At 46.8% G+C, this 22666-nt stretch carries 21 protein-coding genes and 1 pseudogene; 12 read left to right on the top strand and 10 right to left on the bottom strand.

Translation table 11 applies throughout. From position 1 onward, the window contains the following. Window positions 1-63: 63 nt before the first annotated feature. On the bottom strand, window positions 64-495 hold the full coding sequence (locus ACJJI1_RS19615) for a hypothetical protein (protein ID WP_444957720.1): 432 nt from the start codon (window positions 493-495) through the stop codon (window positions 64-66). 441 nt (window positions 496-936) lie between these two features. Here ACJJI1_RS19615 and ACJJI1_RS19610 point away from each other — a divergent pair, with 441 nt between their 5' ends. Continuing rightward, window positions 937-1368 carry a hypothetical protein gene (locus ACJJI1_RS19610; RefSeq protein WP_444957719.1) on the top strand — a complete coding sequence of 144 codons (432 nt, stop codon included), beginning with the start codon at window positions 937-939 and terminating at the stop codon, window positions 1366-1368. Between the two features lie 36 nt (window positions 1369-1404). Here the strand turns inward: ACJJI1_RS19610 and ACJJI1_RS19605 are convergent, their stop codons facing one another. Continuing rightward, window positions 1405-2550 (bottom strand): hypothetical protein, encoded by a 1146-nt coding sequence (locus ACJJI1_RS19605; RefSeq protein WP_444957718.1) that lies wholly within the window; start codon window positions 2548-2550, stop codon window positions 1405-1407. Between the two features lie 269 nt (window positions 2551-2819). Here ACJJI1_RS19605 and ACJJI1_RS19600 point away from each other — a divergent pair, with 269 nt between their 5' ends. Both ACJJI1_RS19600 and ACJJI1_RS19595 read left to right on the top strand, forming a co-directional pair. Then, window positions 2820-4481: a VRR-NUC domain-containing protein gene (locus ACJJI1_RS19600; protein WP_444957717.1), complete on the top strand. Its 1662-nt coding sequence runs from the start codon at window positions 2820-2822 to the stop codon at window positions 4479-4481. A gap of 2 nt (window positions 4482-4483) precedes the next feature. Next, window positions 4484-6916 carry an ATP-dependent DNA helicase gene (locus ACJJI1_RS19595; protein ID WP_444957716.1) on the top strand — a complete coding sequence of 811 codons (2433 nt, stop codon included), beginning with the start codon at window positions 4484-4486 and terminating at the stop codon, window positions 6914-6916. Window positions 6917-6925: 9 nt separating this feature from the next. Here ACJJI1_RS19595 and ACJJI1_RS19590 read toward each other — a convergent pair whose 3' ends face one another. From ACJJI1_RS19590 to ACJJI1_RS19580, 3 genes are all read right to left on the bottom strand, one after another. After that, window positions 6926-7297, bottom strand: coding sequence for a VanZ family protein (locus ACJJI1_RS19590; protein WP_444957715.1), 372 nt, complete (start codon window positions 7295-7297; stop codon window positions 6926-6928). A gap of 20 nt (window positions 7298-7317) precedes the next feature. Next, window positions 7318-7926: an HD domain-containing protein gene (locus ACJJI1_RS19585; protein ID WP_444957714.1), complete on the bottom strand. Its 609-nt coding sequence runs from the start codon at window positions 7924-7926 to the stop codon at window positions 7318-7320. Window positions 7927-8484: 558 nt separating this feature from the next. Further along, window positions 8485-9177 (bottom strand): FMN-dependent NADH-azoreductase, encoded by a 693-nt coding sequence (locus tag ACJJI1_RS19580; protein WP_444957713.1) that lies wholly within the window; start codon window positions 9175-9177, stop codon window positions 8485-8487. 122 nt (window positions 9178-9299) lie between these two features. Between ACJJI1_RS19580 and ACJJI1_RS19575 the strand changes: the two genes are divergently transcribed. The 3 genes and pseudogenes from ACJJI1_RS19575 (at window position 9300) to ACJJI1_RS19565 (ending at window position 13271) form a co-directional block, all read left to right on the top strand. Further along, a complete protein-coding gene (locus ACJJI1_RS19575) occupies window positions 9300-10190 on the top strand; it encodes a LysR substrate-binding domain-containing protein (protein ID WP_444957712.1) in 891 nt (296 codons plus the stop codon). Window positions 10191-10378: 188 nt separating this feature from the next. Further along, a pseudogene (locus tag ACJJI1_RS19570) lies at window positions 10379-12652 on the top strand (ribonucleoside triphosphate reductase). Next, window positions 12645-13271, top strand: coding sequence for an anaerobic ribonucleoside-triphosphate reductase activating protein (locus ACJJI1_RS19565; RefSeq protein ID WP_444957711.1), 627 nt, complete (start codon window positions 12645-12647; stop codon window positions 13269-13271). Before ACJJI1_RS19570 ends, ACJJI1_RS19565 begins: the two are co-directional and overlap by 8 nt. 10 nt (window positions 13272-13281) lie before the next feature. On the opposite strand, the gene ACJJI1_RS19560 is transcribed toward ACJJI1_RS19565, so the two are convergent. Together ACJJI1_RS19560 and ACJJI1_RS19555 are read right to left on the bottom strand one after the other, a co-directional pair. Further along, the gene (locus tag ACJJI1_RS19560) at window positions 13282-13917 is read right to left on the bottom strand and encodes an SDR family oxidoreductase (RefSeq protein WP_444957710.1); all 636 of its coding nucleotides are present in this window, start codon (window positions 13915-13917) and stop codon (window positions 13282-13284) included. Between the two features lie 28 nt (window positions 13918-13945). Then, complete coding sequence (locus tag ACJJI1_RS19555) at window positions 13946-15316, bottom strand: NAD-dependent succinate-semialdehyde dehydrogenase (RefSeq protein ID WP_444913064.1); 1371 nt, start codon at window positions 15314-15316, stop codon at window positions 13946-13948. Window positions 15317-15844: 528 nt separating this feature from the next. Here ACJJI1_RS19555 and ACJJI1_RS19550 point away from each other — a divergent pair. The 3 genes from ACJJI1_RS19550 (at window position 15845) to ACJJI1_RS19540 (ending at window position 18618) form a co-directional block, all read left to right on the top strand. Further along, complete coding sequence (locus ACJJI1_RS19550; protein ID WP_444957709.1) at window positions 15845-17158, top strand: acetyl-CoA hydrolase/transferase family protein; 1314 nt, start codon at window positions 15845-15847, stop codon at window positions 17156-17158. 8 nt (window positions 17159-17166) lie between these two features. Then, window positions 17167-18015 carry an HpcH/HpaI aldolase/citrate lyase family protein gene (locus tag ACJJI1_RS19545; RefSeq protein ID WP_444957708.1) on the top strand — a complete coding sequence of 283 codons (849 nt, stop codon included), beginning with the start codon at window positions 17167-17169 and terminating at the stop codon, window positions 18013-18015. An 81-nt stretch (window positions 18016-18096) separates the two neighbouring features. Next, the gene (locus tag ACJJI1_RS19540; RefSeq protein ID WP_444913061.1) at window positions 18097-18618 is read left to right on the top strand and encodes a MaoC/PaaZ C-terminal domain-containing protein; all 522 of its coding nucleotides are present in this window, start codon (window positions 18097-18099) and stop codon (window positions 18616-18618) included. A gap of 139 nt (window positions 18619-18757) precedes the next feature. On the opposite strand, the gene ACJJI1_RS19535 is transcribed toward ACJJI1_RS19540, so the two are convergent. Genes ACJJI1_RS19535 through ACJJI1_RS19525 form a run of 3 tightly spaced genes read right to left on the bottom strand, consistent with a single transcriptional unit; the run spans window position 18758 to window position 20269 of the window. Continuing rightward, a complete protein-coding gene (locus ACJJI1_RS19535; protein WP_444957707.1) occupies window positions 18758-19051 on the bottom strand; it encodes a putative quinol monooxygenase in 294 nt (97 codons plus the stop codon). 32 nt (window positions 19052-19083) lie between these two features. Continuing rightward, window positions 19084-19536, bottom strand: coding sequence for a DMT family transporter (locus ACJJI1_RS19530; protein WP_444917145.1), 453 nt, complete (start codon window positions 19534-19536; stop codon window positions 19084-19086). Between the two features lie 58 nt (window positions 19537-19594). Next, on the bottom strand, window positions 19595-20269 hold the full coding sequence (locus ACJJI1_RS19525) for a type 1 glutamine amidotransferase domain-containing protein (RefSeq protein WP_444957706.1): 675 nt from the start codon (window positions 20267-20269) through the stop codon (window positions 19595-19597). A 122-nt stretch (window positions 20270-20391) separates the two neighbouring features. Between ACJJI1_RS19525 and ACJJI1_RS19520 the strand changes: the two genes are divergently transcribed. The 3 genes from ACJJI1_RS19520 to ACJJI1_RS19510 all read left to right on the top strand — a co-directional run bounded on the left by ACJJI1_RS19520 (window position 20392) and on the right by ACJJI1_RS19510 (window position 22588). Beyond that, window positions 20392-21273, top strand: a complete 882-nt coding sequence (locus ACJJI1_RS19520) for a LysR family transcriptional regulator (protein WP_108733243.1) — start codon at window positions 20392-20394, stop codon at window positions 21271-21273. 105 nt (window positions 21274-21378) lie between these two features. Beyond that, window positions 21379-22182, top strand: coding sequence for a CLCA_X family protein (locus ACJJI1_RS19515; protein ID WP_444957705.1), 804 nt, complete (start codon window positions 21379-21381; stop codon window positions 22180-22182). Further along, the gene (locus ACJJI1_RS19510; RefSeq protein ID WP_444927801.1) at window positions 22166-22588 is read left to right on the top strand and encodes a hypothetical protein; all 423 of its coding nucleotides are present in this window, start codon (window positions 22166-22168) and stop codon (window positions 22586-22588) included. Before ACJJI1_RS19515 ends, ACJJI1_RS19510 begins: the two co-directional genes overlap by 17 nt. The last annotated feature ends 78 nt before the right edge of the window (window positions 22589-22666 follow it).

Below are 22666 nucleotides of genomic sequence, written 5' to 3'. Positions count from 1 at the left end.
GCTAAGAATAAAGTTTAGAGAAAAGCTATAGCTCCGACTACTTATTGAGGTGGGGTACATCCTTTAGGCAAAGTATTTCATAACCTTCTGATACTTATATACGACATACCATCTAAGCAAGATGATTGGCGCAGTGCTTGCCATCACAAGGGCTACACCTGCCCCGAGTTTGTTCAAGTTGATGGCGAGTAAAGAAAATTCAAAAATATCGATAAGCACAATAACTGGAATAAAAAAGATCCAAAGTTGTTCGAACCCTATTCTTTTGGCAAACGCTAATCCAAACAGTACGACGTAGAAAAGGGAGGAAACAATTAAGCTGATTACCAGCCACCAAAAGGGGATGCCTGTGGTGCCATCGGTCAAAACCGTATATTGGGAATACAGCTCCAGTGGTAGAAGGATAAAAAAGACAATTTTCCAGCCTACACTAGGGCTATAGACGGGGGGGCGATTGTCGAGTTCGCTCTCAGGTGCTTGATAAGGATTTTGCACGCTCTGCCCTTTTATTGGCCTTTGAAATTAAAAACTGTCGGCGACTTCAATCCTATGGATAAGTGCATTTATAAGCAATTTTTGCCGGCTATTAATTACTGCAGCCCAAATGTAGAAGTAGTTTGCCGATTATCGTTTAGTCTTTGGCATTCAGAGCTTAAAGATTGACATCATGGCTTTACCTTGCTAACACTACGAAAAAGCAGGCTATGTTGTCACATTTATGCGATGAGCTGCCTCACACTATCGATAAACTATATGTACCAACTATTGACTTTGAAACTGCAGACAATATCCTCGCTGTTCAAATTTTGATAGTCAAAGAGCCTAACTGGTAAGTAATGATCACCTCTATTTAGCTCAGGGAATGGCGAGAAGTAACTTTCGGATTGGTAATTGGTGCCTATCTGGAATAGTGGTAAATAATAAGGACGTTTCGAGATGCAGGATATGTATCAGACACCAGATAGCCCCCTTACAGACTCTATTCCACACTACAAACCCAGTGCGGGTTGGAAGGTGCTCCTTTTTATTCTCGCCCCGCTGGAAGTCTATTCCCAATATCTTGGTTTCGCCGCCGATGAGTGGGATCTTCCTATTTGGTGGATGATTTTTAGTCTGCTAGTTTATATTGCATTTTTTGTTGCTTTGTTTGGATTGGCCTTCTCGAAAAGGATTGCCTTCTCAAATGCTTGGCGTATCTATTTGCCTATTTTAATCTGCACTGACGTATTTGAATTTTTCTCCGTCATCCATGAGTTCAATATGTCGGTACTGGAAATCCAAATCATTACTATGATTTGGATTTCAGTGATATTTTTTACTTGGTACGTTGTATACCGATATCAAAAGGTGATGAGATATTTTAAATAATATCTACGCTAGCCTTAACCTCTTTCAGTTAGTGTTTTATTGGAAGGTATTGCCTACATTACCTGTGCCAGTTTGCGTGGTTAATGCGATTTCACCACTGCCAACCTGAGAGATTGTTTGAGTATTGGAAGTGCCGTTTTGTGTCGCAAGAATGCTGCTACTAATACCGCTATGTTGATTAATCTGGGAAGAATTAGAATCACCAAACTGATTGAGCACCAGTGAACTAGTGAGCAAAGACCCGTCCTGCCCCTGATCTATTTGTGCTGTATTGGCTGAGCCATCTTGGATTACTAGAGTGGTGCAGGAAATAAGTTCAATAGCGGCAATATTTTCGTTCCCTTGATCAAGATTTACCGTATTAGAAGAGCCGGTTTGCATTACCTCACCGCTGCTTGAGGTAATATTCTCCTGATCCACATTTGCAATATTATTGTCACCAATCTGGGTGACTATCCCAGTAGCAGCTGAAACATCAGTTTCCTGTTCTATTCTTCCAGTATTCGAATCACCTATCTGCGTTATTATTGCAGTGCTCGTCGTCGTGACTTCATCCTGTTCGATATCTAAAAAGTTGGAAGAGCCAGTCTGGCTAGCCATGGCAAAGGCAAAGGTTACATCTCTATCCTGATCTATATTGGCGAAGTTGGAGTCACCAACTTGGGTGAACATGGCGCTAGTGCTATCCACCCTTATACGCTGATCTAAAACCAATGTGTTAGACATTCCTTGTTGAGATGCGACAAGTGTGGTGGAAGTAACATCTTCCTGTTGCAGGACTTGGATGTCGTTTAAGTCTCCAGCCTGAGTGCCGGTGAAGGAGCTGAATTGAGCATCGTCCTGCAGCAAGGTCGCTGTATTATCACTGCCATTCTGGCTCAAGGAAGATGTAGTAAGCTGCGTTGCATTCTGTTGCACTGCTGAGGCCTGATTCAAATTTCCCGTCTGCACCAGTTCAATAGTGCTTTCAGAAGTGCCTGTAGTTTGGGATGCATCCGAGTCATTGAAATCTCCGATTTGGGTCTGAACAATCAAGTTGTTATGCACAGTACCATCGGACTGATCAGAAGTTGCACTATTGCCAGTACCTTCCTGGAATACCAGGGTGACATTATTATCAGCTAGAGCAGATACGCTGGCGGCAAATAGCGCGACTGCAGTCACAGAATTTGTCACTTTCATAGAGGTAATCCCTTATTGGTTAAATCTTATGGGGCGACCGCTTATAAGCCTCGACTGCAAGCCTGGATGAGCATCAAGGGAGTTGCCATAGGAAAAAATGGCTGAATAACTAAGAAGAAAGCTTGGGATTGTTGTTTGTTCACCGGGCTAACTTGCTGTATAACCATACAGCCCCAGAGTAACCTCTGCCTCATTGTTTGCATATCACGTCACAAGGAACTGGTGTGCGGTATCGACGATAGATAGATCGAAAAACTAGCGCTTGTGCCATGACCCAACCGATAGAATTGCCAACTGGCTACTACCTGGACAACTTCAAAGCGTTGATTGAATTTGTTAGCCAACATTATTCCTGGCTTATCACCACATCTGAGCAAAAATTTTTTAAAACCTTCCAAGAGTTGGATATTTATAGCCAGCGGCTCTATGTGCGTTTGCTGTCCCGTAAAGGAGTACCTTCCTCTAGAGGATCGCTTTTCCGCCTGGAGAAGCTTAGCTATGGCGAGATAGAAAGTATTGAAAGTGCTGCAGCTGTTTTGGATCGCGCTGGACTACTTTGTTTTAATCCGGTGTTAACGGCGCAAGAATATCTACCACTATTTACCAAAGCTGAATTGCTTGCGGCAGGACCCTCGGGTATACCCAAGTCTCTCAGCCGGCCTTCCCTCGAGCAACTATTGCTTGAAGACTCCAGTTCGAGTGACTGGTTTGTGAAGTTACTTTCTCAGCACAGGGTACTAGCCGTCCAGGGTGCCGAACATTTCCAGACTTTCAAACTGTGCTACTTTGGTAACTTGAACCAGGACCTTACCGACTATGTATTACGGGATCTTGGGCTTTATCGGTATGAATCCTATCCACTGGATAAGCAAAATCTCCCCTTTCAAAGTCGGGCACAAATTGATCAGTATCTGCTTTACTACCAATGCCTGGAGCTGTTAGAAGAGCCATTACTGGAAGATGCAGAAGCCATAATAGCCTTATCTGCTCAACTGCCAGAAGGTATTGATGGTGACTCAACCCTGGCTCGTCGGCTGGACAGGATACGTCTAAAGTTGGCACGGCAGCTTGAGCGGCTCAATGCTCTTGAGCAGGCCGATGCACTATATCAACTTTGTAAAACCCCTCCCGCCCGTGAGCGCCGCGCACGAATTGCCGTAAAGCAAGGGTACGACACTCTAGCATTGGAAATATGCGAGGAAATAATAGCCTTCCCTATGGACCAGGCAGAAAGAGAGTTTGCTCTTAGCTTTGGTTACCGCACAGCCAAAAGAAGTGGAGGCCTCAACAATTGGCAGGCACCTCATAAAATCCAAGCCCCCACAGAAGTGATAAGTTTGGCGCAGGGGGAAAGCTGTGTTGAGCTACTGGTGGCAGAGCACCTTAAAGGTTCTAGCGGTGGTGAGTGTTTTTATGTAGAGAACACCCTATTCACCGGTGTGTTGGGCCTCTATATTTGGGACATTCTATTTGCACCTGTGCCTGGTGCTTTTTTCAATCCCTTCCAGGTAGCCCCAGCTGATTTTCGCACCGCGGATTTTTACTATTCCCGTCAAGCGCTATTCACCCAGCGATTGGCTGAAATAGAGCATGAGTCTTTGAAGTCCCGTGTCCTCGCTACCTTTGCTGAGAAACAAGGTATTGCCAACCCTTTGGTTACTTGGGAGGCTTTGTCTACAGAACTACTTGAGGAGGCGCTGGATAGAATCCCACCAAGTCATTGGCGTTCAATTTTTACTCGCATGCTCAGTGACATCACACAGAATAAAAATGGGCTGCCAGACCTTATTTGCTTTACTCCCTCCGGTCACTATGAACTCGTGGAGGTTAAAGGTCCTGGGGATCGCTTACAAAAAAACCAACAACGCTGGCTGGCGTTTTTTGCTGAAGAGGCGATCCCTCATCGGGTAATTCATGTGGAGTGGCACTAGCTTTGGATAGCTTAGAGTCGGCTGAGACTTTGAATCTTTCTGTGGGAGAGCTAGTCGCTTTTTCCTGCCGCAGCGGAGATTTGATTCGGGAGCCAACCTCAGGGCCCTCTGCCCAGGAAGGGATTCGGGCTCATCAGAAGCTACAAAATCAGCGGCCCAAAGGCGCTGAGGCAGAATACAAGCTCAAGACCCAAATAGATTGGATGGAACAGCGGGTTACGTTGAGCGGCCGGGTTGACATTTTTCACCCGAAAAGTGATTTGCATAAACCGGCTCAGCTGGATGAAATTAAGACCACTTATTTACCCCCATCGAAGTTGCCCGAAGCCACCAAGGAATTGCATTGGGCCCAGCTAAAAATTTACGGCTATTGCCACTTGGTAAATGAAGACGCTACAAGTGATACAGATACAGTTGCCCTGCAAGTTGTCTGGTATAACCTCAAGGAGCGCAAGGCCTATCCAGAGTGCATAGAGTACCGCTTTAGTGAGTTAGAGGCCTTCACTCTTGAGGCTCTCACAAAATATTTGTGTTGGCACAGGGCTTGGCACGAACATCGGCAACAGCTTATTGATACGGCGAAACAGCTCGCTTTCCCTTTCCCACAATACCGCCCCGGCCAGCGCCAACTGGCAGTGGAAGCCTACCGGTGTTTCCGGGACGGTGGTGAGCTGGTGGCTGAAGCACCCACGGGAACCGGCAAGACAATCAGCACCCTCTTCCCAGCCATAAAGGCAATTGGCGAGGAGAAGCTGGATCAGCTGGTTTACCTGACAGCAAAGAATTCCGGTCGGCAAATGGTGCGGGAAACCATTGAGGCACTTCAGGCGAGTGGTTTGCAGTTATCTTTACTTGAAATTCAAGCAAGGGAAAAAACCTGTGCCTGTAACCTGGGGTTTTGTACTCGTGATGATGACGGCATCTGTCCGAGAACAAGAGGGTTTTATGATCGACTTCCAGTTGCAATGGATGCCCTGCTCGGCCAGCCCCAGTTAACTCCCAAAGAGATTGCTGATGTGGCAGATCAGCAGCAAATCTGCCCCTTTGAACTCTCCCTTCAGATATTGCCTTGGGTAGACTTGGTGGTATGTGATTTCAATTATGTATTTGACCCATTGGTACGCCTGACCAGCTTTCAGGACCAGCGCAATCGCCGCGCACTGTTAGTCGATGAAGCTCATAATTTGATCGACCGCGCCCAGGAAATGTACAGTGCAAAGTTATCCCGCCGTGATAGTCGCCGCGCAGCTAATGCTTGCAAAGGGCACTCTCCGACATTGCAGAGAAGTATCCAGTCTCTGGTTCGGGCAATTGAAAATTGGATCAAGCGATTGCGAGAAGTTGGTGTAGCTCAAAGCCGCAGTACTTTTGAAGGGGGTGAAGTTTGGGTCACTGCAGCAACAGGTGAAGCAGAGAATCCAGAATCAGTTTCTCGAGCCGTGCAAAAAGTGCTCTCCACGGTCAGCCAACTTATGGAAAGCTCTCAGTCGCCCCCGGAAGAAATAGCGGAGTGGTTAAGGTCTGTCTATCGTTACGCCGTTATTGAGCAGGAGCTTTCCGATCAGCATAAAGTCGTCACTCGGGTGATTGACCAGGATGCTCCCTGGCAGGAGCAGGAAGTTAAGCTGCTTTGTTTAAATGCTGCAGAGTTTTTACAGCGATTCTACCAGCAAAACCAAGCCGCTATGCTCTTCTCTGCGACTTTGCGCCCAGCCAGCTATATATTTAGTCAGCTGGGTGTAGAGCATGAATCGCCCTACCTAAGACTGCCCTCGCCTTTTCAGCCGCAGCAACAGGGCGTTTTCCTGTGTCCATATATAGATACGCGCTACCAAGCCCGCGACCGCTCAATAGAGAACCTCGTCGATATTATTTCCCGTACCTTTTACAGCCGCGCAGGAAATTACCTGGTATTTTTTCCTTCTTATCGTTACCTGGAGCAAGTTGCTGAGAGTTTTAAGGCGAGATTCCCGGAAGTGTCCTTGTTACAACAGCTGCCGGGACAGGGAGAGACAGAGCGCGCTGAGTTTTTGTCTGGATTCAACGAAGGTAACAAGAGCCTTGGGTTTGCCATTATGGGGGGCATCTTTGGTGAAGGCATTGACTATGTTGGGGAGAAGCTGGTTGGCACTATTATCGTCGGTACTGGGCTCCCGCAAGTTAATGTTGAGCGGGAGCTACAGCGCGATGCTGCGGAAACCACTGGCATCCATGGATTTGACATCGCCTACCGCTATCCAGGGATGACTCGCGTACTGCAAACTGCCGGTCGGGTTATACGTTCCGAATCTGATAAAGGTGTGATCATTCTGGCAGATAGCCGCTTTTCAGAACCTTTTTATTGGCAGCTTTTCCCCGAGCACTGGCAACCGGTGATTTGTCGCAATACCGATCAGTTAACGGGCAAGTTGGAGCAGTTCTGGAGCTTGAGCTAATCCAGGTTTTTAGGATTTGTACTCCCTCAGCCCAAATTTTCCCAGCACCCAAGCGATAAGTGTGCCGCTCAATATCCCTGCCGTATTAGCCGCGAAATCCAACCACTCACCTGTGCGATTCACGTAAGGTTGAAGTAACTCTATGCCACCGCTCCACAGCACAAAAAATAACCCTATTAGCCACCAGTAACTAGGCCTGCGCAGGGCGACGGGGAACATCAGTGCACTATAGGCAATTAAGTGATTGGTTTTGTCGGTGCCGGGTATATTGGGTACTTCGGGAAGCGGAAACAGGGATAGGCTCGTAATAATGCACAAAAATACCACTATTAGCAGAATCCAGTAGTTGTAGACGAGCCTTAGGGGAAGTTGAATTATCATTTAAACCACGCAAGAGTACGTCAAAATGCCTGTAAACTTCTTTTAATATTACTTCGAGCTTGAGCATCAAAGTGACTGTGAAAGTAATCGGTGTGATAAAGTCTTTTCTGAGACAAAAATTCTCTTAATAGTTCCCTGCGTTTCTTTTTGTAAATCATAATCGGTACCAGCCGATACTCTTTACGGACTTGTTTTTCATAAGCTTCGAAAACGCTTGTGCTGGCTCCCAGGATCGTTAAGTCAATGTCGATAATTAGCTTTTCATCAATACTAACTGGTGTGCAATTGTGGCAGGTCGCCATTATCAATTGGTACACCCTATCCGATCCTGCGGGACTATACCCGGAATCGACCAGGAACTCTTTTGCCCAAAGAGCACTGTTTTCCTCATTCTTAGAAGAAAACGGCTTGTAAATCGCATCGTGGAACCAGATGGCCAGCTCGACTTCATGGGGGTGCTCGGCAAGCTCTGCAACTTTATCAAAGTGCTTCAGCATCGCATCAATGTGATGCCCTGTATGATAATGCCTGTGATTCTCTGCATACGAAGAAACTAACTTTTCGAAGCACTGAAGTGATTCAGGAAGATTGAGTGCCCCCATTAGGTTGAGCCATCTATTTTGGTTCATTGGCTAACCCTCGGAGCGTCATCTTTCCGAAAACCCGTAGCTTGTAAAATGTTTTTCCCTGCCAATACCAAATAAAGCCATGCCTTTCTCCATCGATTCCCCAATAATACGATATGAATATGCCATCCTTTTTCCCGTCGAGCACTATAACCACTGTAAAGGAGAGTATAGGTTTCTGGGTCACCGACTATTTATTTGGCAATGCTTTTTGCATGCTCAATGCCAAGTGAAACCATCTCACTAACCTCCTCCTTACTTGGCTCTCCCTGGGATTTTGGAAAAACCAAGAGGTGGCAATTCGGTATTAAGTCTCTACGAACCCTGATCAACTGGCAATTGTTCCCAGAGGCTAAGGTTGCATTGTCGTCCGATGAATTACCAAATACCCGCTGCTTCATAAATCCTCAGATACTTATTTGCTTTTTTGTACCAGAGCACAAATTGAGAGCTGGCAAAGACGCTATTTGCGCCTATTCCGCATAGTAAGTATCGGGAGGCCACTCTGACAAGCCGCTGACCACTTCATTGGGGAGACAAGCTAGCTTTGGCAGGCAAACTTTAAAGGCAGTTAGCCAACGTTGCGGTTAACTCCTGAGTTTTGAGGAAAGCTCGTTTAATCGAATCCCGGTGCCTTTTATCAGCAAATTCCTGGTACTCCGCATTGATTTCATGGAACTCCTCAACCCCCAAATAGCGGCTTAAGGTTCGGATATGTGGCCCCAGGTGATTCATTTGCTCACGGATTCCTCCTTGTCCAAAGCCAAACTCCCCGGCAGAGGTGATTAGCACCAGCTTTTTGCCAGACATAATAGGCTCTAAGGGGAAGTCACCACGGTCTAAATCAAAGGTGAACGTCTTGTTGATACGAACAACTTGATCGAACCAGGCCTTGAGTGCGGCAGGCATGCCGTAGTTATACATCGACGTGGACATAACAATGATATCCGCCTGGGATAGCTCATCAATCAAGGTGTCAGAAAGCGCGACCAAGGACTGCTGCTCCTTGGTACGATCCACTTCAGGCGTAAAAACCGAGGCAATCCAATCTTGATTAATAAAGCCTGGTGGGTTTAAACCGACATCTCTATGGATAACTTTATCTTTAGGCCTCTTTTCTAGCCAGCTGCTTACAAAACTCGCGGCAACTGCTTTGGAGATTGAGGTATGCCTGGGGATATTCGCACTGTCTTGTGGTGCTGCTAAGCCGCTCCACTTCTGGGCACTAGCGTCAATATGTAATAGTGTTTTCATAGTCTGGAACCTTTACTAAACCGCCTGAAGGTTCATCTATGGTGATGCTGGGGAGTACCCTTGACAAACGAGTTATTTCTTCTTATAGATGAGGAAAGCTCATCTATAAGAGATTCTGATCGGTGTACCCAAACCTACCCTCCCTCAACGCCCTCAAAGTATTCGATGCCGCCGCCAGACTGGGCAGTTTCAAGAGAGCTGCGGAAGAACTCTTTATAACGCCGACAGCCGTATCACATCAGATAAAGGGTTTGGAGGAATCCCTGGGTACAACATTATTCGAGCGCAAAACCCGTGCCGTGCAGTTGACCATTGAAGGGCAGATGCTCGCTCAAACTACCTCTCAAATTTTTCAGCAGCTCACTGAAACGGTGAGTGAAATAACGTGTTCAAAGAAAACACTGACCGTTAGTACGACTTCAAGCTTTGCTGCTATGTGGCTTGTGCCCCATCTGGAGAATTTTTATCAGAAATTTCCAGATATCATTGTTTCAGTAGTGACCGGGGAAGAAGTGAGTGATATCGAGCGAGATAGACGCATCGACGTCGCTATTCGGTACGGGAAATATGATGAAAGTACAAAAAATGCTCTCCACTTGGTCACCGAAACAATCGGTGTCTACGCTGCACCAAGCTACCTGACTCAGATTAGGGATATTTCTGAAGCTCAACTTCTGGAAACAAAATGGGTCAACTCATCACTTCCACCGCTGAACTGGCAAACTCTCCTCAAAAGAAAACTTGATGGCATTCGCGTGCGGCAGTTTGACCAGGAGCATCATGTAATCCAGGCCGCCTTGGCTGGCCAGGGTATTGCGCTAGTAAGTTCGCTTCTTGTTCAAAATCCTTTGCGCAATCAATGGCTGGTTCCTTTTAGAGGAGGCTCCAAGCTTTCAGGGATTGAGGGATTTACCTATTCCGCATTAATACCTAGCCGCCATTCAAGAAATGGAAATGTGTTGGCTTTCGTAACCTGGCTGAAGGAAGCACTTCGCGATTCTCCCTATAGTTAGGTACATCCGACTGGCACTGAACTCGCCTTCGGACTTGCCGAGAGTAGGTATGTACCTAATCTAAGTCCACACCAAGAGCACAACATATTGTGTTCATCTATTAATCAATGCGCCATATATAGTGATCTGGATCAATTGGTGTTCCTGTCTCTTCGATATGCTCTTCCCACAAATTGTGAGGAAGTCCGATGACCAGTACCGCTATACCCGACAGCGAAGCCGCACCAGCTTCAGAACAGATTTCGCAGGTAAGTTCAGATCAACTGTTGGTGCGTAAGCGAGATGGCAGGACACTGGCTTTTGATGCTCGCAGGATCACTTTGGCTCTTCTCAGTGCTGGCCAGGCAACGGAATCTTTTGATCAACAGGAAGCGGAACAACTTACCGAATCTGTCCTAAAAGTGATCAAGCACCGCTTTGATAGTGGTGAGCCCATTGATATTGAAGAGATTCAGAATATTGCTGAGCAGGTATTGATCAATAACGATTACATTGATACTGCCCGCGCCTATATCGCTTATCGGGGGCGGCATGCGCAAATGCGCACTGATCGGCAAACACTGGTGGATGTCGGTGCTTCTATTGAAGAGTATTTAGAGCAAGCGGATTGGCGAGTTGCAGCCAATGCGAACCAGGGGTATTCCCTTGGGGGATTGATCCTGAACAGCGCAGGTAAGATGATTGCCAACTATTGGTTAAATCATGTTTATTCCCCTGAGATCGGCGCAGCACATCGGGATGGCGATTTACACATCCACGACCTGGATATGTTGGCTGGGTATTGTGCAGGTTGGTCGCTGCGCACGCTATTACATGAAGGCTTGAATGGTGTTCCGGGAAAAGTCGAATCGGCACCGCCGGCCCACTTGACCAGCGCGGTCGGACAGATTGTTAACTTTCTTGGAACACTTCAAAACGAATGGGCGGGCGCGCAAGCATTTAGCTCTTTCGATACCTATCTTGCGCCTTTTGTGCGCAAGGACCAGCTGGACTACGCGACCGTACGCCAGTGCATTCAGGAGCTGATCTTCAACCTGAATGTGCCATCCCGCTGGGGCACCCAGACCCCCTTTACTAATCTCACTTTCGATTGGGTTTGCCCCCAGGATTTGCGCGAGCAGGTGCCTGTGATTGCCGGTCAGGAAATGCCCTTCACCTATGGCGACCTGCAAGAAGAAATGGATCTAATCAACCGCGCCTATATCGAAGTCATGAGCGAGGGGGATGCACGCGGTAGGGTATTCACCTTCCCTATTCCCACATACAACATCAGTGAGGATTTTCCTTGGGAGAGCGAAAATGCTGAGCGGCTGTTTGCCATGACCGCTCGCTACGGTCTGCCCTATTTTCAAAACTTTATAAATTCAGACCTGAGCCCAAACATGGTTCGCTCCATGTGCTGCCGCTTACAGCTTGATCTACGCGAATTGTTAAAGCGTGGTAACGGCCTCTTTGGCTCCGCCGAACAGACAGGTTCGCTCGGCGTAGTAACTATCAACTGTGCCCGCCTTGGATATCTCTATAAAGGAAACTGGCAGCTTCTGCTCACCCAACTGGACAAACTGCTGATACTTGCCCGTGATTCCCTTGAAGTGAAACGGAAAGTCATCCAACGGCATATGGATGCAGGTTTATTTCCCTACACTCGCCGCTACCTGGGGACTCTGCGCAACCACTTCTCCACGATCGGGGTGAACGGCATCAATGAGATGCTGAGAAACTTTAGTGGGGATAACGAAAGTGTAGTTACGGAAGATGGGAAAGAACTGGCCGAGCAATTACTCGATCATATCCGTATGCGCATGACTGAATTCCAGGAACAAACCGGACATCTCTACAACCTGGAGGCAACTCCGGCAGAGGGCACTACTTATCGGTTTGCCCGCGAAGATCGCAAACGTTACCCAGGTATTATGCAGGCAGGTAGTAGTGAAGCGCCCTACTACACCAATTCATCCCAGCTGCCGGTGGGCTTTACCGATGATCCCTTCGAGGCCCTGGCTCGACAGGAATCCCTCCAATCCCGTTACACCGGTGGCACTGTGCTTCATCTTTATTTGGGCGAGCAGTTGCCTGATGCCGATAGTTGCCGCCGCTTGCTACGGCGTGCTCTGGAAAACTACCGCCTGCCCTATATCACTGTGACGCCGAGCTTTTCTATTTGCCCGGTCCATGGATATCTGAGTGGCGAACACGAATTCTGCCCACGCTGCGACGAAGCTCTCCTGGCCCGTGAGCATTCCTGTTGTAGCGACTAAACCATACTTTCAAGGAGAAAGACCATGAGCCAACAAGATACTTTTTTGAGAGAAGAAGATCGCACCCGCTGCGAGGTATGGAGCCGGGTAATGGGGTACCACCGCCCAGTTTCATTTTGGAATCCGGGAAAACAATCAGAGCACCGGGAGCGCCAATTCTTTGTGGCGGACAACAGCAGGAATGCACTAAAAACTTATGAGTAATAAGTTACGTGTCGGTGGATTCACGTCGTTTACGGCAATCGACTTCCCCGGCGAGTTGGCAGCGGTGGTTTTTTGCCAGGGATGTCCCTGGCGCTGCCGCTACTGCCATAACGGCGATCTACTGCCTGCGCGAGCACCCAGTGCCTATGACTGGGATCAGATCCGCACATTTTTAGACAGTCGCCGGGGCTTGCTGGATGCCGTTGTATTTTCCGGTGGGGAACCCACCGCCCAGAGTGCCCTGGAACCGGCGATTGCCCAAGTCAGGGATCTGGGATTCAAGGTCGGGCTTCATACTGCGGGAATCTACCCCCGCAGGCTGGAACGCCTGATCCAAAGTCTTGATTGGGTGGGGTTGGATATCAAAGCAATGCCGGAAAACTACCCTTCCATTACGGGTGTCGATGGCAGTGGCGTGGCCCCCTGGCAGTGTGCGGAGCTTCTCGCTCAATCCAGTGTACCTTTGCAAGTGCGCCTTACCAGGCATCCGAGTCTTACAACTGATGCTGAACTGAACCAAATACGGGAGAAACTTAGCGGTATTGGTATTGAAAAGTTGGAGGTCCAGCGCTGCAATAGTGAGCAAGCTATAGATCAGACGTTGAGGTTCTTAACTTGAATGATAAAACCTAGTTTAGCTGTGCTAATGCGTCAGGAATCGGGGTTTCGCCCCCAATGAATTCAAAAACCGCACCGACCGTTTTAGGCGCATCTAGCGCAGTGGTAATTACCTCTGCAACATCGGCTCGGCTGATTTCTATGTCTGGTCCAGCAAATAAATCGCTTATGCTGATTAACCCCGTTCCCAAGGTGTCAGTTAGGGCACCAGGTCTCAATATCGTGTAATCAAGGCCACTTTCTTTTACATATTCATCCGCTATATGTTTGGCTTTTAGATAGGGTTGGAGCTTTTCAGGCCCCTGCTCTGGTCGCCCGGCAAAAATGGAACTCAATAGAATAAAGCGCGAGATACCCGCGCTTTTCGTTGCATCACAAAGATGGATAGCACCATCCCGATCCACAGACTCCAATGCTTTCCCCTTGGAGCCCGCAACAAATATGACTGCATCTTGCCCCTTTACCGCATTGTTCAGGGACTCCTTCTTTGTCAGATCTCCAAGAATGGGGCGCGCACCTGTACTAAGCAAATTATCTTGTTGGGACTCTTTGCGGACCATAGCGGTTACCTCGTGCCCTTTGTCGACAAGTTTACCCACAAGGATTTGACCGATTGCACCGTTAGCACCCGCCACAAGTACTTTCATTGCTGTGCCCACGTCTATATTGCGCTACTTAGAAGTACCGTATCAGTTTTTGATTGACAAACTCTTTAATACCTAGCTCTCCCAGCTCCCGGCCATAGCCGGATTTCTTCACTCCTCCCATAGGCATACTGGCGTAGCTTGAAGCGGCATGGTTCACGAAGGCAGTACCACATTCCAACTGTTCCGCGACACGGCGCCCCCTTTCATGATCCTGGGTATAGACAGAACCACCCAGGCCAAAGGGGCTGTCATTAGCCAGCTTAACTGCTGCCTCCTCATCGGGAACCACCCAAACACAAGCGATGGGGCCGAATAACTCCTCTACTGCTGCCGGGGAACCAGCAGGTATTTCAGTTAATATACCCGGCTCAATAAATGCGCCATTGCGCTTACCTCCCACTAGCAATTGAGCGCCAGCCTTAACGGACTTGCTGACTTGATCCTCCAGTTGCTCAGCAGCCTTTTCAGTACATAGCGGACCGTAATCTGTGCTTTCTACAAGAGGGTCACCGGGTTTCAGCGCTTGGAACAGCTTGGTAGCGCGGTCTAGGAATTCTTCAGCAATGGGCTCCGTTAGAATGATTCTCTTCGCAGCCAAACATATCTGCCCGCAATTGCCCAGCTTTCCCTCCGCAAATCGCTGTATCGTTAAATCCATATCCGCATCTTCGAGCACGATAAATGGATCAACGCCACCCAGCTCCATAACAGTTTTCTTTACATTGCGGCCAGCTTGCTCTGCGACCATTGCCCCGGCGGAATTGCTACCAGTAAAGGAGATTCCTTTGACCCTATCGTCATCAATAATGGGGGCAGCCCCACCGGAAGTGATCGGTAGATTGGTATAGACCCCTTCCGGTACCCCTGCGTCAAACAACAGCTGTGCGAAGGCTTCGGCACACTGGGGAACATTAGAGGCATGTTTAGTAAGTACAACATTGCCGGCGATCAAGTTGGCGGCGGTAAAGCGAGCCGGTTGGTAGAAGGGAAAGTTCCATGGCTGAATGCCGTAGACCACTCCTAAGGGCTGGAAGACTAAAGTACCCTCCCCTTCGCGGGTGGAAAGTTGCTGTGGAGCTAGGATTTTTTCGCCCTCTTCGGCGTAGTAGTCAAAAATTTCAGCACAAAGTGCCAATTCACCTTGACCATCACTGAGCTTCTTACCCATCTCTAACGCCATCAGGCGGGCAAGTTCTTCAGATCGCTCCTCAAATAGGTTGCTTGCCCGCTTTAGTATCACTGCTCGATCACTAAAACTTCGGTTTCTCCAGCTTACAAAGGCTTTGTCTGCGCGACCGATCGCCTTGTCGAGATCCTCTTGTGACATTTCGTGATAAGTCTTCAGAGTTTTACCGTTCAAGGGGTTGACGGAAATCAGTGGACGTTTTGACTTTGTCATGAATAGACTTCCAACGGTTGCTTTAGGAACCGCTAAAGAACTATTTGGAATAGTACCAGTGCGGCATCTACGAGTGTTTGCAAAAGTGTAGTTGCTGAGGTTTGGCATACCACTGCTTGATAGATCAGCTAAAGTCACATCATTCTTTCTTATAGACAGCTGACAGGCTGTAATCTTTGGTGAATAGCACTTAAAGCTAATGGAACACCATTAAGAGATTTAGGTACTTTACGAATACCACCGTGGCATAAAGGTCAACTGCGGAGCTTTTAGAACATACCGACTGCATAGAATTGAATCTGCTCAAACAAGCTGCATGATATTCATCGTTAAGTCACTAGCCCTTTTGAAACAAGCTTTAATTCACAAACTATAATCGCAGGGCTTAGTAGCTCTTACTTCCTTATTAGTGCTTGATTGCAGGTCTATGAACGTTTTCTACTTATTAGCGTCTTTGTAACTGGACCGTAAGAGCGACAGCAGCCTCTTCAAGGATCACAGTGTGGCCAAATAATCGGTTAATCTGCTATGGATAACAACGCCCTGTATAAAAAGAAACAGCTAACACCTGAAGAAGCAGTTAATTTAATCCCAGACGATAGCGTTATTTCTATCGGTATGCGCACCGCTAGCCCACCAGCCCTACTTTCAGCACTAGAGAAGCATATTCGAAATGGATTTATTACACATTTAAAAGTCTATTATATGCGTTGTGGAAAGGTCGCAACGGAAACCATCTTTCAAGAAGATCTAATGGACCGGGTTAGGCCTTACTCTTCAATGCTAACTAAAGACGAAGTTAAATTAGCAAATGCTGGATTTTCAAAAGGGGAAAAATATATTAACTATGTCCCTATATCTTTTAGTCGATATCCTCAAATAATCAGAGAGCAAGTTAAAATAGATGCTTTCCTGGTAACTGTGGCGCCGATGGATAAGCATGGTTATTTCAACTTTGGCACTAATGGTGATTATGCTATTGAGTTGTCGCGCCACGCAAATCGATTAATTGTGGAAGTGAATGAAAATATGCCACGTACAGCGGGGGCCACCTTGTTGCACATTAGTGAAGTGGATGCCATTGTTGAAAACAATATGGAATTAGCGGAGGAATCTCCAAAAGAGATTACCGATTTAGATAGAAAAATTGGTGACTACATTGTTCCGTTAATACCTGATGGTGCAACTATCCAAATGGGTATTGGCGCTATTCCGAATGCAGTGTGTGAACAACTAACTAAAAAGAAAGATTTGGGCATTCATACCGAGGTAATAACACCGGGTATGATTAAGCTTATTAAGTCTGGAGCAGTAACTAATGCCCGAAAGACAATTAACCCTCATGTGAGCGTATTCACTTTTGCAGCTGGAGACAAAGAACTATTTGACTTTATAGATGGCAATCCATCTATGTTCTGTCTGCCCGTGTCATATGTGAATGAACCCCAAATAATAGCCCAGATCGATAATATGATCTCAGTCAACTCATTTATTGAGATTGATTTCAGTGGACAGGTCAATGCGGAATTCATTGGACATCAATTCTCCGGTGTTGGCGGGCAACTGGATTTCGTGAGGGGGGTTTACTACTCAAAAAATGGGAAGACTATTCTGGCCAGTAGCTCAACGGCACAGCGTGGTAAAACCTCCAGGGTAGTTCCACGTTTGAATTCTATAACCACAGACTCTCGGTTAGATATCGATTACGTGGTAACCGAGTACGGAGCTTGCAGACTTATGGGGAAATCAACTACAGAACGGACCCTTGCCTTGATTGAAATCGCACACCCTAAATTCCGTAAGAGCTTATTGGAGCAGGCCAAAGAGCAGAACTTTATTTGAGCGATAAAATGAACAATTTAAAGCTTTTCCCCGCATTGTTATTCACCCCTGGAAACCAACCGAAACGCTTTGCTAAGGCGTCTGAAGTTGGGGCGAATGGAATAATCATTGATCTTGAAGATAGCGTACCAATGGAGGACAAAGATAGTGCCAGGGATATCGCGATCGATTTTTATTCAAGGCCAAGCTCGAATGGTGTTATAAGTGCAATTCGGATAAATAGTTTGTCAACGATCAATGGAATAAAAGATTTGGCTGAAATTATTGATAAAAAGCCATTTATAGATGTGGTGCTTTATCCGAAAACAGAATCTCAACATGATATCAACCTTATCAGTGAGCTCTTGAGCGAAGCCTATAAGGATATTTCGATTATAGCCTTAATTGAAACCGCTCAGGGAACATCCAATTTATATGATATCGTTAACTGTAGCTCTGAAAAGTTGCAAGGTTTGATGTTTGGGGCCGCTGATTATGCAGCCGATCTGAATTGTGAATGCACCCCACAAGCACTCATATGGGCGCGCATGAAATTGGTCGAAGCTGCCGCACTCAAACAGATAGCTTGCTATGACTCCCCTTGTTTTAACTTTAAGGATGAAGGTGGACTACTTAATGAACTCAATGAGGCTCAATCGCTTGGCTTTAGTGGCAAGGCAGCTATTCACCCTAAACAAGTAAAAACTATCAAGATATCTTTTAGACCCACACTAGATCAGTATAAGGAAGCAAAGGAAATCGTTCGTATCTACAATGAATCCTCAGGTAAAGCCTGCCAATATGAAGGCCGAATGATAGATATCCCGATCTACTCTAAGGCCCAGCAAATAATCTCAAACTTTAATAATCTTAGCTAAAGGCTACTCCAGCAAAAATCTACAAGTGCTGTGGGCATAACCAAGCGAACTTAGAGCTACTCAATCAAGGAGGCAATATTGATGGAATTTAACCCCTATAAACAGATTGACAACAATCGATATCGCGAAGATTTTGGCTTCTACTTCGAGGACTTTGTAGAAGGTATCATTATCGAGCACCGCCCAGGTAGGACATTGACGCGAACAGACAATACCTGGATGACCCTGTTAACTATGAATACGGCGCAACTCCATTTTGATGCCCATTACGCAGAGAGCACTGAATGGAACCTTCCATTAGTAGATAGTACTCTGACATTGGCTATTGTCACGGGTATGACTGTAAATACTATTAGCAAGAAAGTTGTTGCCAATCTTGAGTGGGACAAAGTTAAACTGCTTAAACCTGTTTTTGAAGGTGACACGGTTTATGCAGAAAGTGAGGTCATTTCTAAGCGTGAATCCAAGTCTAGGCCAACACAGGGTATTGTTAGCGTAGAAACCCGTGGTATTAATCAGCGAGGAGATACTTTTATGAGCTTTCAGCGAACAGTTCTGGTTTATAAGAAAGGCCACGCTCCTAATTATGAGATCAAAAAGTAGACTAGTGGATAGGTTATCTCATAGGTGTATATGCGCTTCTTTAAGCCGATGTCCGATTAGACTCACTTCAATGAAAAAGAAGATATGGATATTATAAAAGTGAGAATACAAAAAGTCGCAACATAAAATAACGGCTGTGCTAGGGAGCCTCTGAATATTTTTCGATTCTTGCCTCCGCAGCAAGAAGTGGATTCAGCTTTGCAATGATGGTTTTTAAGTGGTCTGTATTCCAATGCTGCATTTCAGCTTCAGAAGACTCCCAAACTTCTAGTGTAGTGAAAACATTGTCTTCATCCAGTGAGGGTAAAATTTTATATGATAAACAGCCAGACTCTTGTTCTGACTTACATGCCAGCTCGATTAACAGTGCTGATGCCTGAGAAGTATATTGTGGGCGGACTGTGACTTTTGCCATAACGATTAAATTTGCCATATGCTCTCAGTACATAACCATTTTTTCTGAAATTAAGAAGTGCGTTTCACTACCAACAGTACGCCAACAACCATCATGGCAAGACCGATAAGGCGCTTGGTATCCAAGCTGGTTTGCTGCGCACCCAGTAACCCAAAATGGTCGATAACGCTGATGGCGAGCAGTTGCCCCAGAAGAACGAAAGATACTGCATTACCCACACCATACCTTGGCGACACCCAAGTCACACTCAATATATAGAAAGCCACCAGAATCCCACCCAAGTAAAAGTACCAGGCAATATCTTTGCTAAAAACAGCACTGGGTAACCCCTCCGTTTTCAAGAGATAGGCTGCGGAGATTACAAGTCCAACGAGAAATAGCAGTGTAGTTGCCAGGGCTGAACTACCAAGCTTGATACCCAGTCCGCTATTTAGTGTTGCCATTACCGGTATGCCGATGCCTGCAATAAGCATTAGAGATGGGTAGATAATCGCATTTTGCACTTGGGATACCTCTACTCAGAATCGCAGCCGACCCAGGAGGGTCGGCTGCGAAGGTCACTTAGTTAGCCAGTTGCTTGACAATGGCAACGCCAACACCGTGGGCACTCGCTGGGTTCTGGCCACTAATCACCCGCCCATCTTCAATAACAAATTCCTGCCATGGCTGTACTTTGCTATAACGTGCAGCTCCCCTTGCCAGAGATTCTTCCAGCAAAAACGGAATATCATTAATAGTGCCGAAGTCGATCTCCTCCTCACGGGTGAAACCAGTTACGGATTTGCTGGCCAGAAGCTTCTCACCATTACTGAGAGTGATAGGCAGGAAACCGGCAGGGCCATGGCATACTGCTGCTAAGATACCGCCCTCTTCGTAGTGCTTGGCACTCAACTTTGCGAAATCTTCATTAGTTACCAAGTCAGAAAGCAGACCAAATCCGCCCGGATAAAAGACCGCATCATAGTCAGAAATATTCAATTGACTCACAGGAATGGTGTTATTGATACGATTTTGGAATTCAGAATCATTTAGTACTTTTTGATTGACATCGTCACCCTCGATATCGGTGCCATAGATTGGTGCTTTACCCCCTTCAATGGAGGCGATGTCATAGTCGACTCCACTCTCCATAAATACATGAATCGCGTGAGTCAACTCAGGTGAGTAGGTGCCATTTGCCTGGTCAGTTTCACCAAGGGTGGCGTGGTTTGTCACTGGAATAAGTACTTTCTTCATGTTTCTTTCCTCTGTTGGTCAGTATTCATTGGGGAGGGATTGTAGATTGTCCCTCTTTTGCTGATAATGCGTGAAATCTGTTAAATACCTTTGCAGAGTGGCAATAATCGAGATTGAGAAACATGGAAAATTTTGACGGTATAGTCGAGTTTGTAGCGGTGGCAGAAAGCCAAGGTTTCTCAGCGGCTGCCAAGCAACTCGGCTGCAGTACTAGCCATGTGAGTAGGCAGGTCTCCCGCCTGGAGGAGCGCTTGGGCTCATCTCTTTTGGCCCGCTCAACACGTCAGGTAAGTCTGACCCAGGCCGGGACCGCCTATTACCAGCGGTGTAAAGAATTAGTGATTGGCCTGCAACAGGCGAATGAGCAGGTTAGCCAGCAACAGTTTCAGCTCAATGGAACACTAAGAGTTAGCGGTGCTGGTATCTTTGCTGAGCAATATGTTGCCCCTGCCCTGATGGAGTTTGGCTTGAAACACCCGGGGTTGAAAATCGACATGGACTTCAATAGCAGGATGGTCAATTTCGTCGAGGATGGGATTGATTTTGCCATACGCTATGGTCGCCTTGAGGATTCCGGCTTAGTTGCTCGTAAACTGGCCGACCGCCAAATGATGGCCGTCGCAAGCCCGAGTTACCTGAAAGAAAATGGTATTCCCAATCACCCCGATCAACTAAAAACGCAGAGTTGCTTGGTAGCTAACAATGATGAATGGGTTTTTGACCTGAATGGGGAGCCTGTAAGCGTAAAGGTTAGTGGGCGCTGGAGAACGAATAATGCCCATGCGATCGTTAAAGCTTGCGAACAAGGCCTGGGTATAGCTTATATGCCCAAAAGCAGTTTCAGTGGTTCAATTCAACAGGGCTTACTGGAGCCCATCTTGGAATCTTTTTGTGGGCGCGGCGCCAGTAGCTGGATCGTGTATCAGAATCGTCGCTTTTTGCCGATGCGAGCGCGAATGGCGATTGACTATTTGGTTGATTACTTTTCTGACTGGGTGGAATAGAAAGCAGTTGGATTCGTTGACAGGAATAGAAGCACTCCCCGTTTCTTGCAAGCCTTCAATCCAGAGGATTAATATCCACCCTCCTCCAATCGACTGGCATTGATTATGGTCCTGACCAGGGCATTTTATCGCAGTGGTCACACTGCAACCCAGCAACGACAACCCGTTTCGTTTGTGGATGTCAGGAAGCGATTCGGCTTTCGCTCGATTGCTGTTGGCCGATGGGTCACTCGCGAGGAGCGCGATCGGGCCGCAGGACTTTTTTATGATGCACTTGTTGATCTAATGACCATTCTTCAAGGACCGGAAGCGTTGGTATCCCTCCGAGGTACATTGTCTTTTCAATATGGAATCGGCGGGCGCCCAGGGATGGCTGCCTTTTATGACCCTACTGCCCGGAGCTTTTCTCTTGCCAAGAATGCGGGGCCTGGCTCCATTGCCCATGAATGGTTTCATGCATTTGATCATTACTTGGCCCAAAAAGCGTTCAGTGATACGTCCAGTACCATGTATGCCTCAGAGGCCTGGTTGCGGAATGCAACTCCAGTACCCCACCCGCTCAATGACTTACTTTTTGCGTGCTTTAAAACTGTGATGCTGGATGAGAGTGGTAATAACCCCAGTGACATGGTGACTGCTTCCGTCAGTGCCGATAAAGCTAATGGTTCTGTCTATTACAGTGAGCCTGTAGAGCTGAGTGCTCGGGCTTTCGAAGCATTTATTCAGGATGCCAGTATCAACAATAATTTTTTGGTTGCTGGCTCAAAGGCTAGTCAAGAGGCAAAGTTGGGACTGTATCCACAGGGGCAGCAACGCAAAAGAATTAACCAGGCTTTCACAGCCTATTTTTCCTATTTAGGACGAAGCCTTAGGGCTTCCACAGGTGGAGACATTGACGTCAACTCTTAGAAATACCTTTCTTCTGGGCACGGGCCTTCTCGCTGGTGTAGTCGCTTGGGGATGGGCTGAACTTTCAAAAAGCTATGAATTGATTGCAATAGCCAGCGATCCCGTGCTGTCAGCGGAGCGTGGATTCATTGATGCGGAAGATGATTTTATTCATAAACGGGCTAAGTTCGTGGATGTTTATTCTCCAGGGGTTGGTCATGTAGCGCCCGGGATACTAGAAGAAGACTTGCAAGGTAAGTATGCTGAGTTCAGACCTCAGGAAACTTTTTTCTTATGTGGAACCGGCTTCCATATTGAAGATTACGCTCTGGATAGCGAGCAGCACGAACACAATAAATTTTATGCTCAAGCATACAATGCCAAGTTATTGGAGCTCATCAGCAGTTCAGCCCAGCGCTATGATTGAACAAATACTCATCTCTTCAACTAACTATATTTAGGCTTTGCTCATTGTGGTAATTTGCTCCACAACCAGTTTGCATAC

Source organism: Microbulbifer maximicatervae (SeqCode) (genome assembly GCF_052467065.1).
Note: the sequence above shows the minus strand (reverse complement) of the source record. Positions and strands in the feature narration are given on the sequence as shown.

What these genes read in the sequence shown, in the direction of transcription:
- ACJJI1_RS19610 (WP_444957719.1), top strand. Translation starts at nt 937, where the DNA reads ATGCAGGATATGTATCAGACACCAGATAGCCCCCTTACAGACTCTATT.
- ACJJI1_RS19605 (WP_444957718.1), bottom strand. Translation starts at nt 2,550, where the DNA reads ATGAAAGTGACAAATTCTGTGACTGCAGTCGCGCTATTTGCCGCCAGC.
- ACJJI1_RS19600 (WP_444957717.1), top strand. Translation starts at nt 2,820, where the DNA reads ATGACCCAACCGATAGAATTGCCAACTGGCTACTACCTGGACAACTTC.
- ACJJI1_RS19590 (WP_444957715.1), bottom strand. Translation starts at nt 7,297, where the DNA reads ATGATAATTCAACTTCCCCTAAGGCTCGTCTACAACTACTGGATTCTG.
- ACJJI1_RS19585 (WP_444957714.1), bottom strand. Translation starts at nt 7,926, where the DNA reads ATGAACCAAAATAGATGGCTCAACCTAATGGGGGCACTCAATCTTCCT.
- ACJJI1_RS19580 (WP_444957713.1), bottom strand. Translation starts at nt 9,177, where the DNA reads ATGAAAACACTATTACATATTGACGCTAGTGCCCAGAAGTGGAGCGGC.
- ACJJI1_RS19565 (WP_444957711.1), top strand. Translation starts at nt 12,645, where the DNA reads ATGAGTAATAAGTTACGTGTCGGTGGATTCACGTCGTTTACGGCAATC.
- ACJJI1_RS19560 (WP_444957710.1), bottom strand. Translation starts at nt 13,917, where the DNA reads ATGAAAGTACTTGTGGCGGGTGCTAACGGTGCAATCGGTCAAATCCTT.
- ACJJI1_RS19555 (WP_444913064.1), bottom strand. Translation starts at nt 15,316, where the DNA reads ATGACAAAGTCAAAACGTCCACTGATTTCCGTCAACCCCTTGAACGGT.
- ACJJI1_RS19550 (WP_444957709.1), top strand. Translation starts at nt 15,845, where the DNA reads ATGGATAACAACGCCCTGTATAAAAAGAAACAGCTAACACCTGAAGAA.
- ACJJI1_RS19545 (WP_444957708.1), top strand. Translation starts at nt 17,167, where the DNA reads ATGAACAATTTAAAGCTTTTCCCCGCATTGTTATTCACCCCTGGAAAC.
- ACJJI1_RS19540 (WP_444913061.1), top strand. Translation starts at nt 18,097, where the DNA reads ATGGAATTTAACCCCTATAAACAGATTGACAACAATCGATATCGCGAA.
- ACJJI1_RS19535 (WP_444957707.1), bottom strand. Translation starts at nt 19,051, where the DNA reads ATGGCAAATTTAATCGTTATGGCAAAAGTCACAGTCCGCCCACAATAT.
- ACJJI1_RS19525 (WP_444957706.1), bottom strand. Translation starts at nt 20,269, where the DNA reads ATGAAGAAAGTACTTATTCCAGTGACAAACCACGCCACCCTTGGTGAA.
- ACJJI1_RS19520 (WP_108733243.1), top strand. Translation starts at nt 20,392, where the DNA reads ATGGAAAATTTTGACGGTATAGTCGAGTTTGTAGCGGTGGCAGAAAGC.
- ACJJI1_RS19515 (WP_444957705.1), top strand. Translation starts at nt 21,379, where the DNA reads ATGGTCCTGACCAGGGCATTTTATCGCAGTGGTCACACTGCAACCCAG.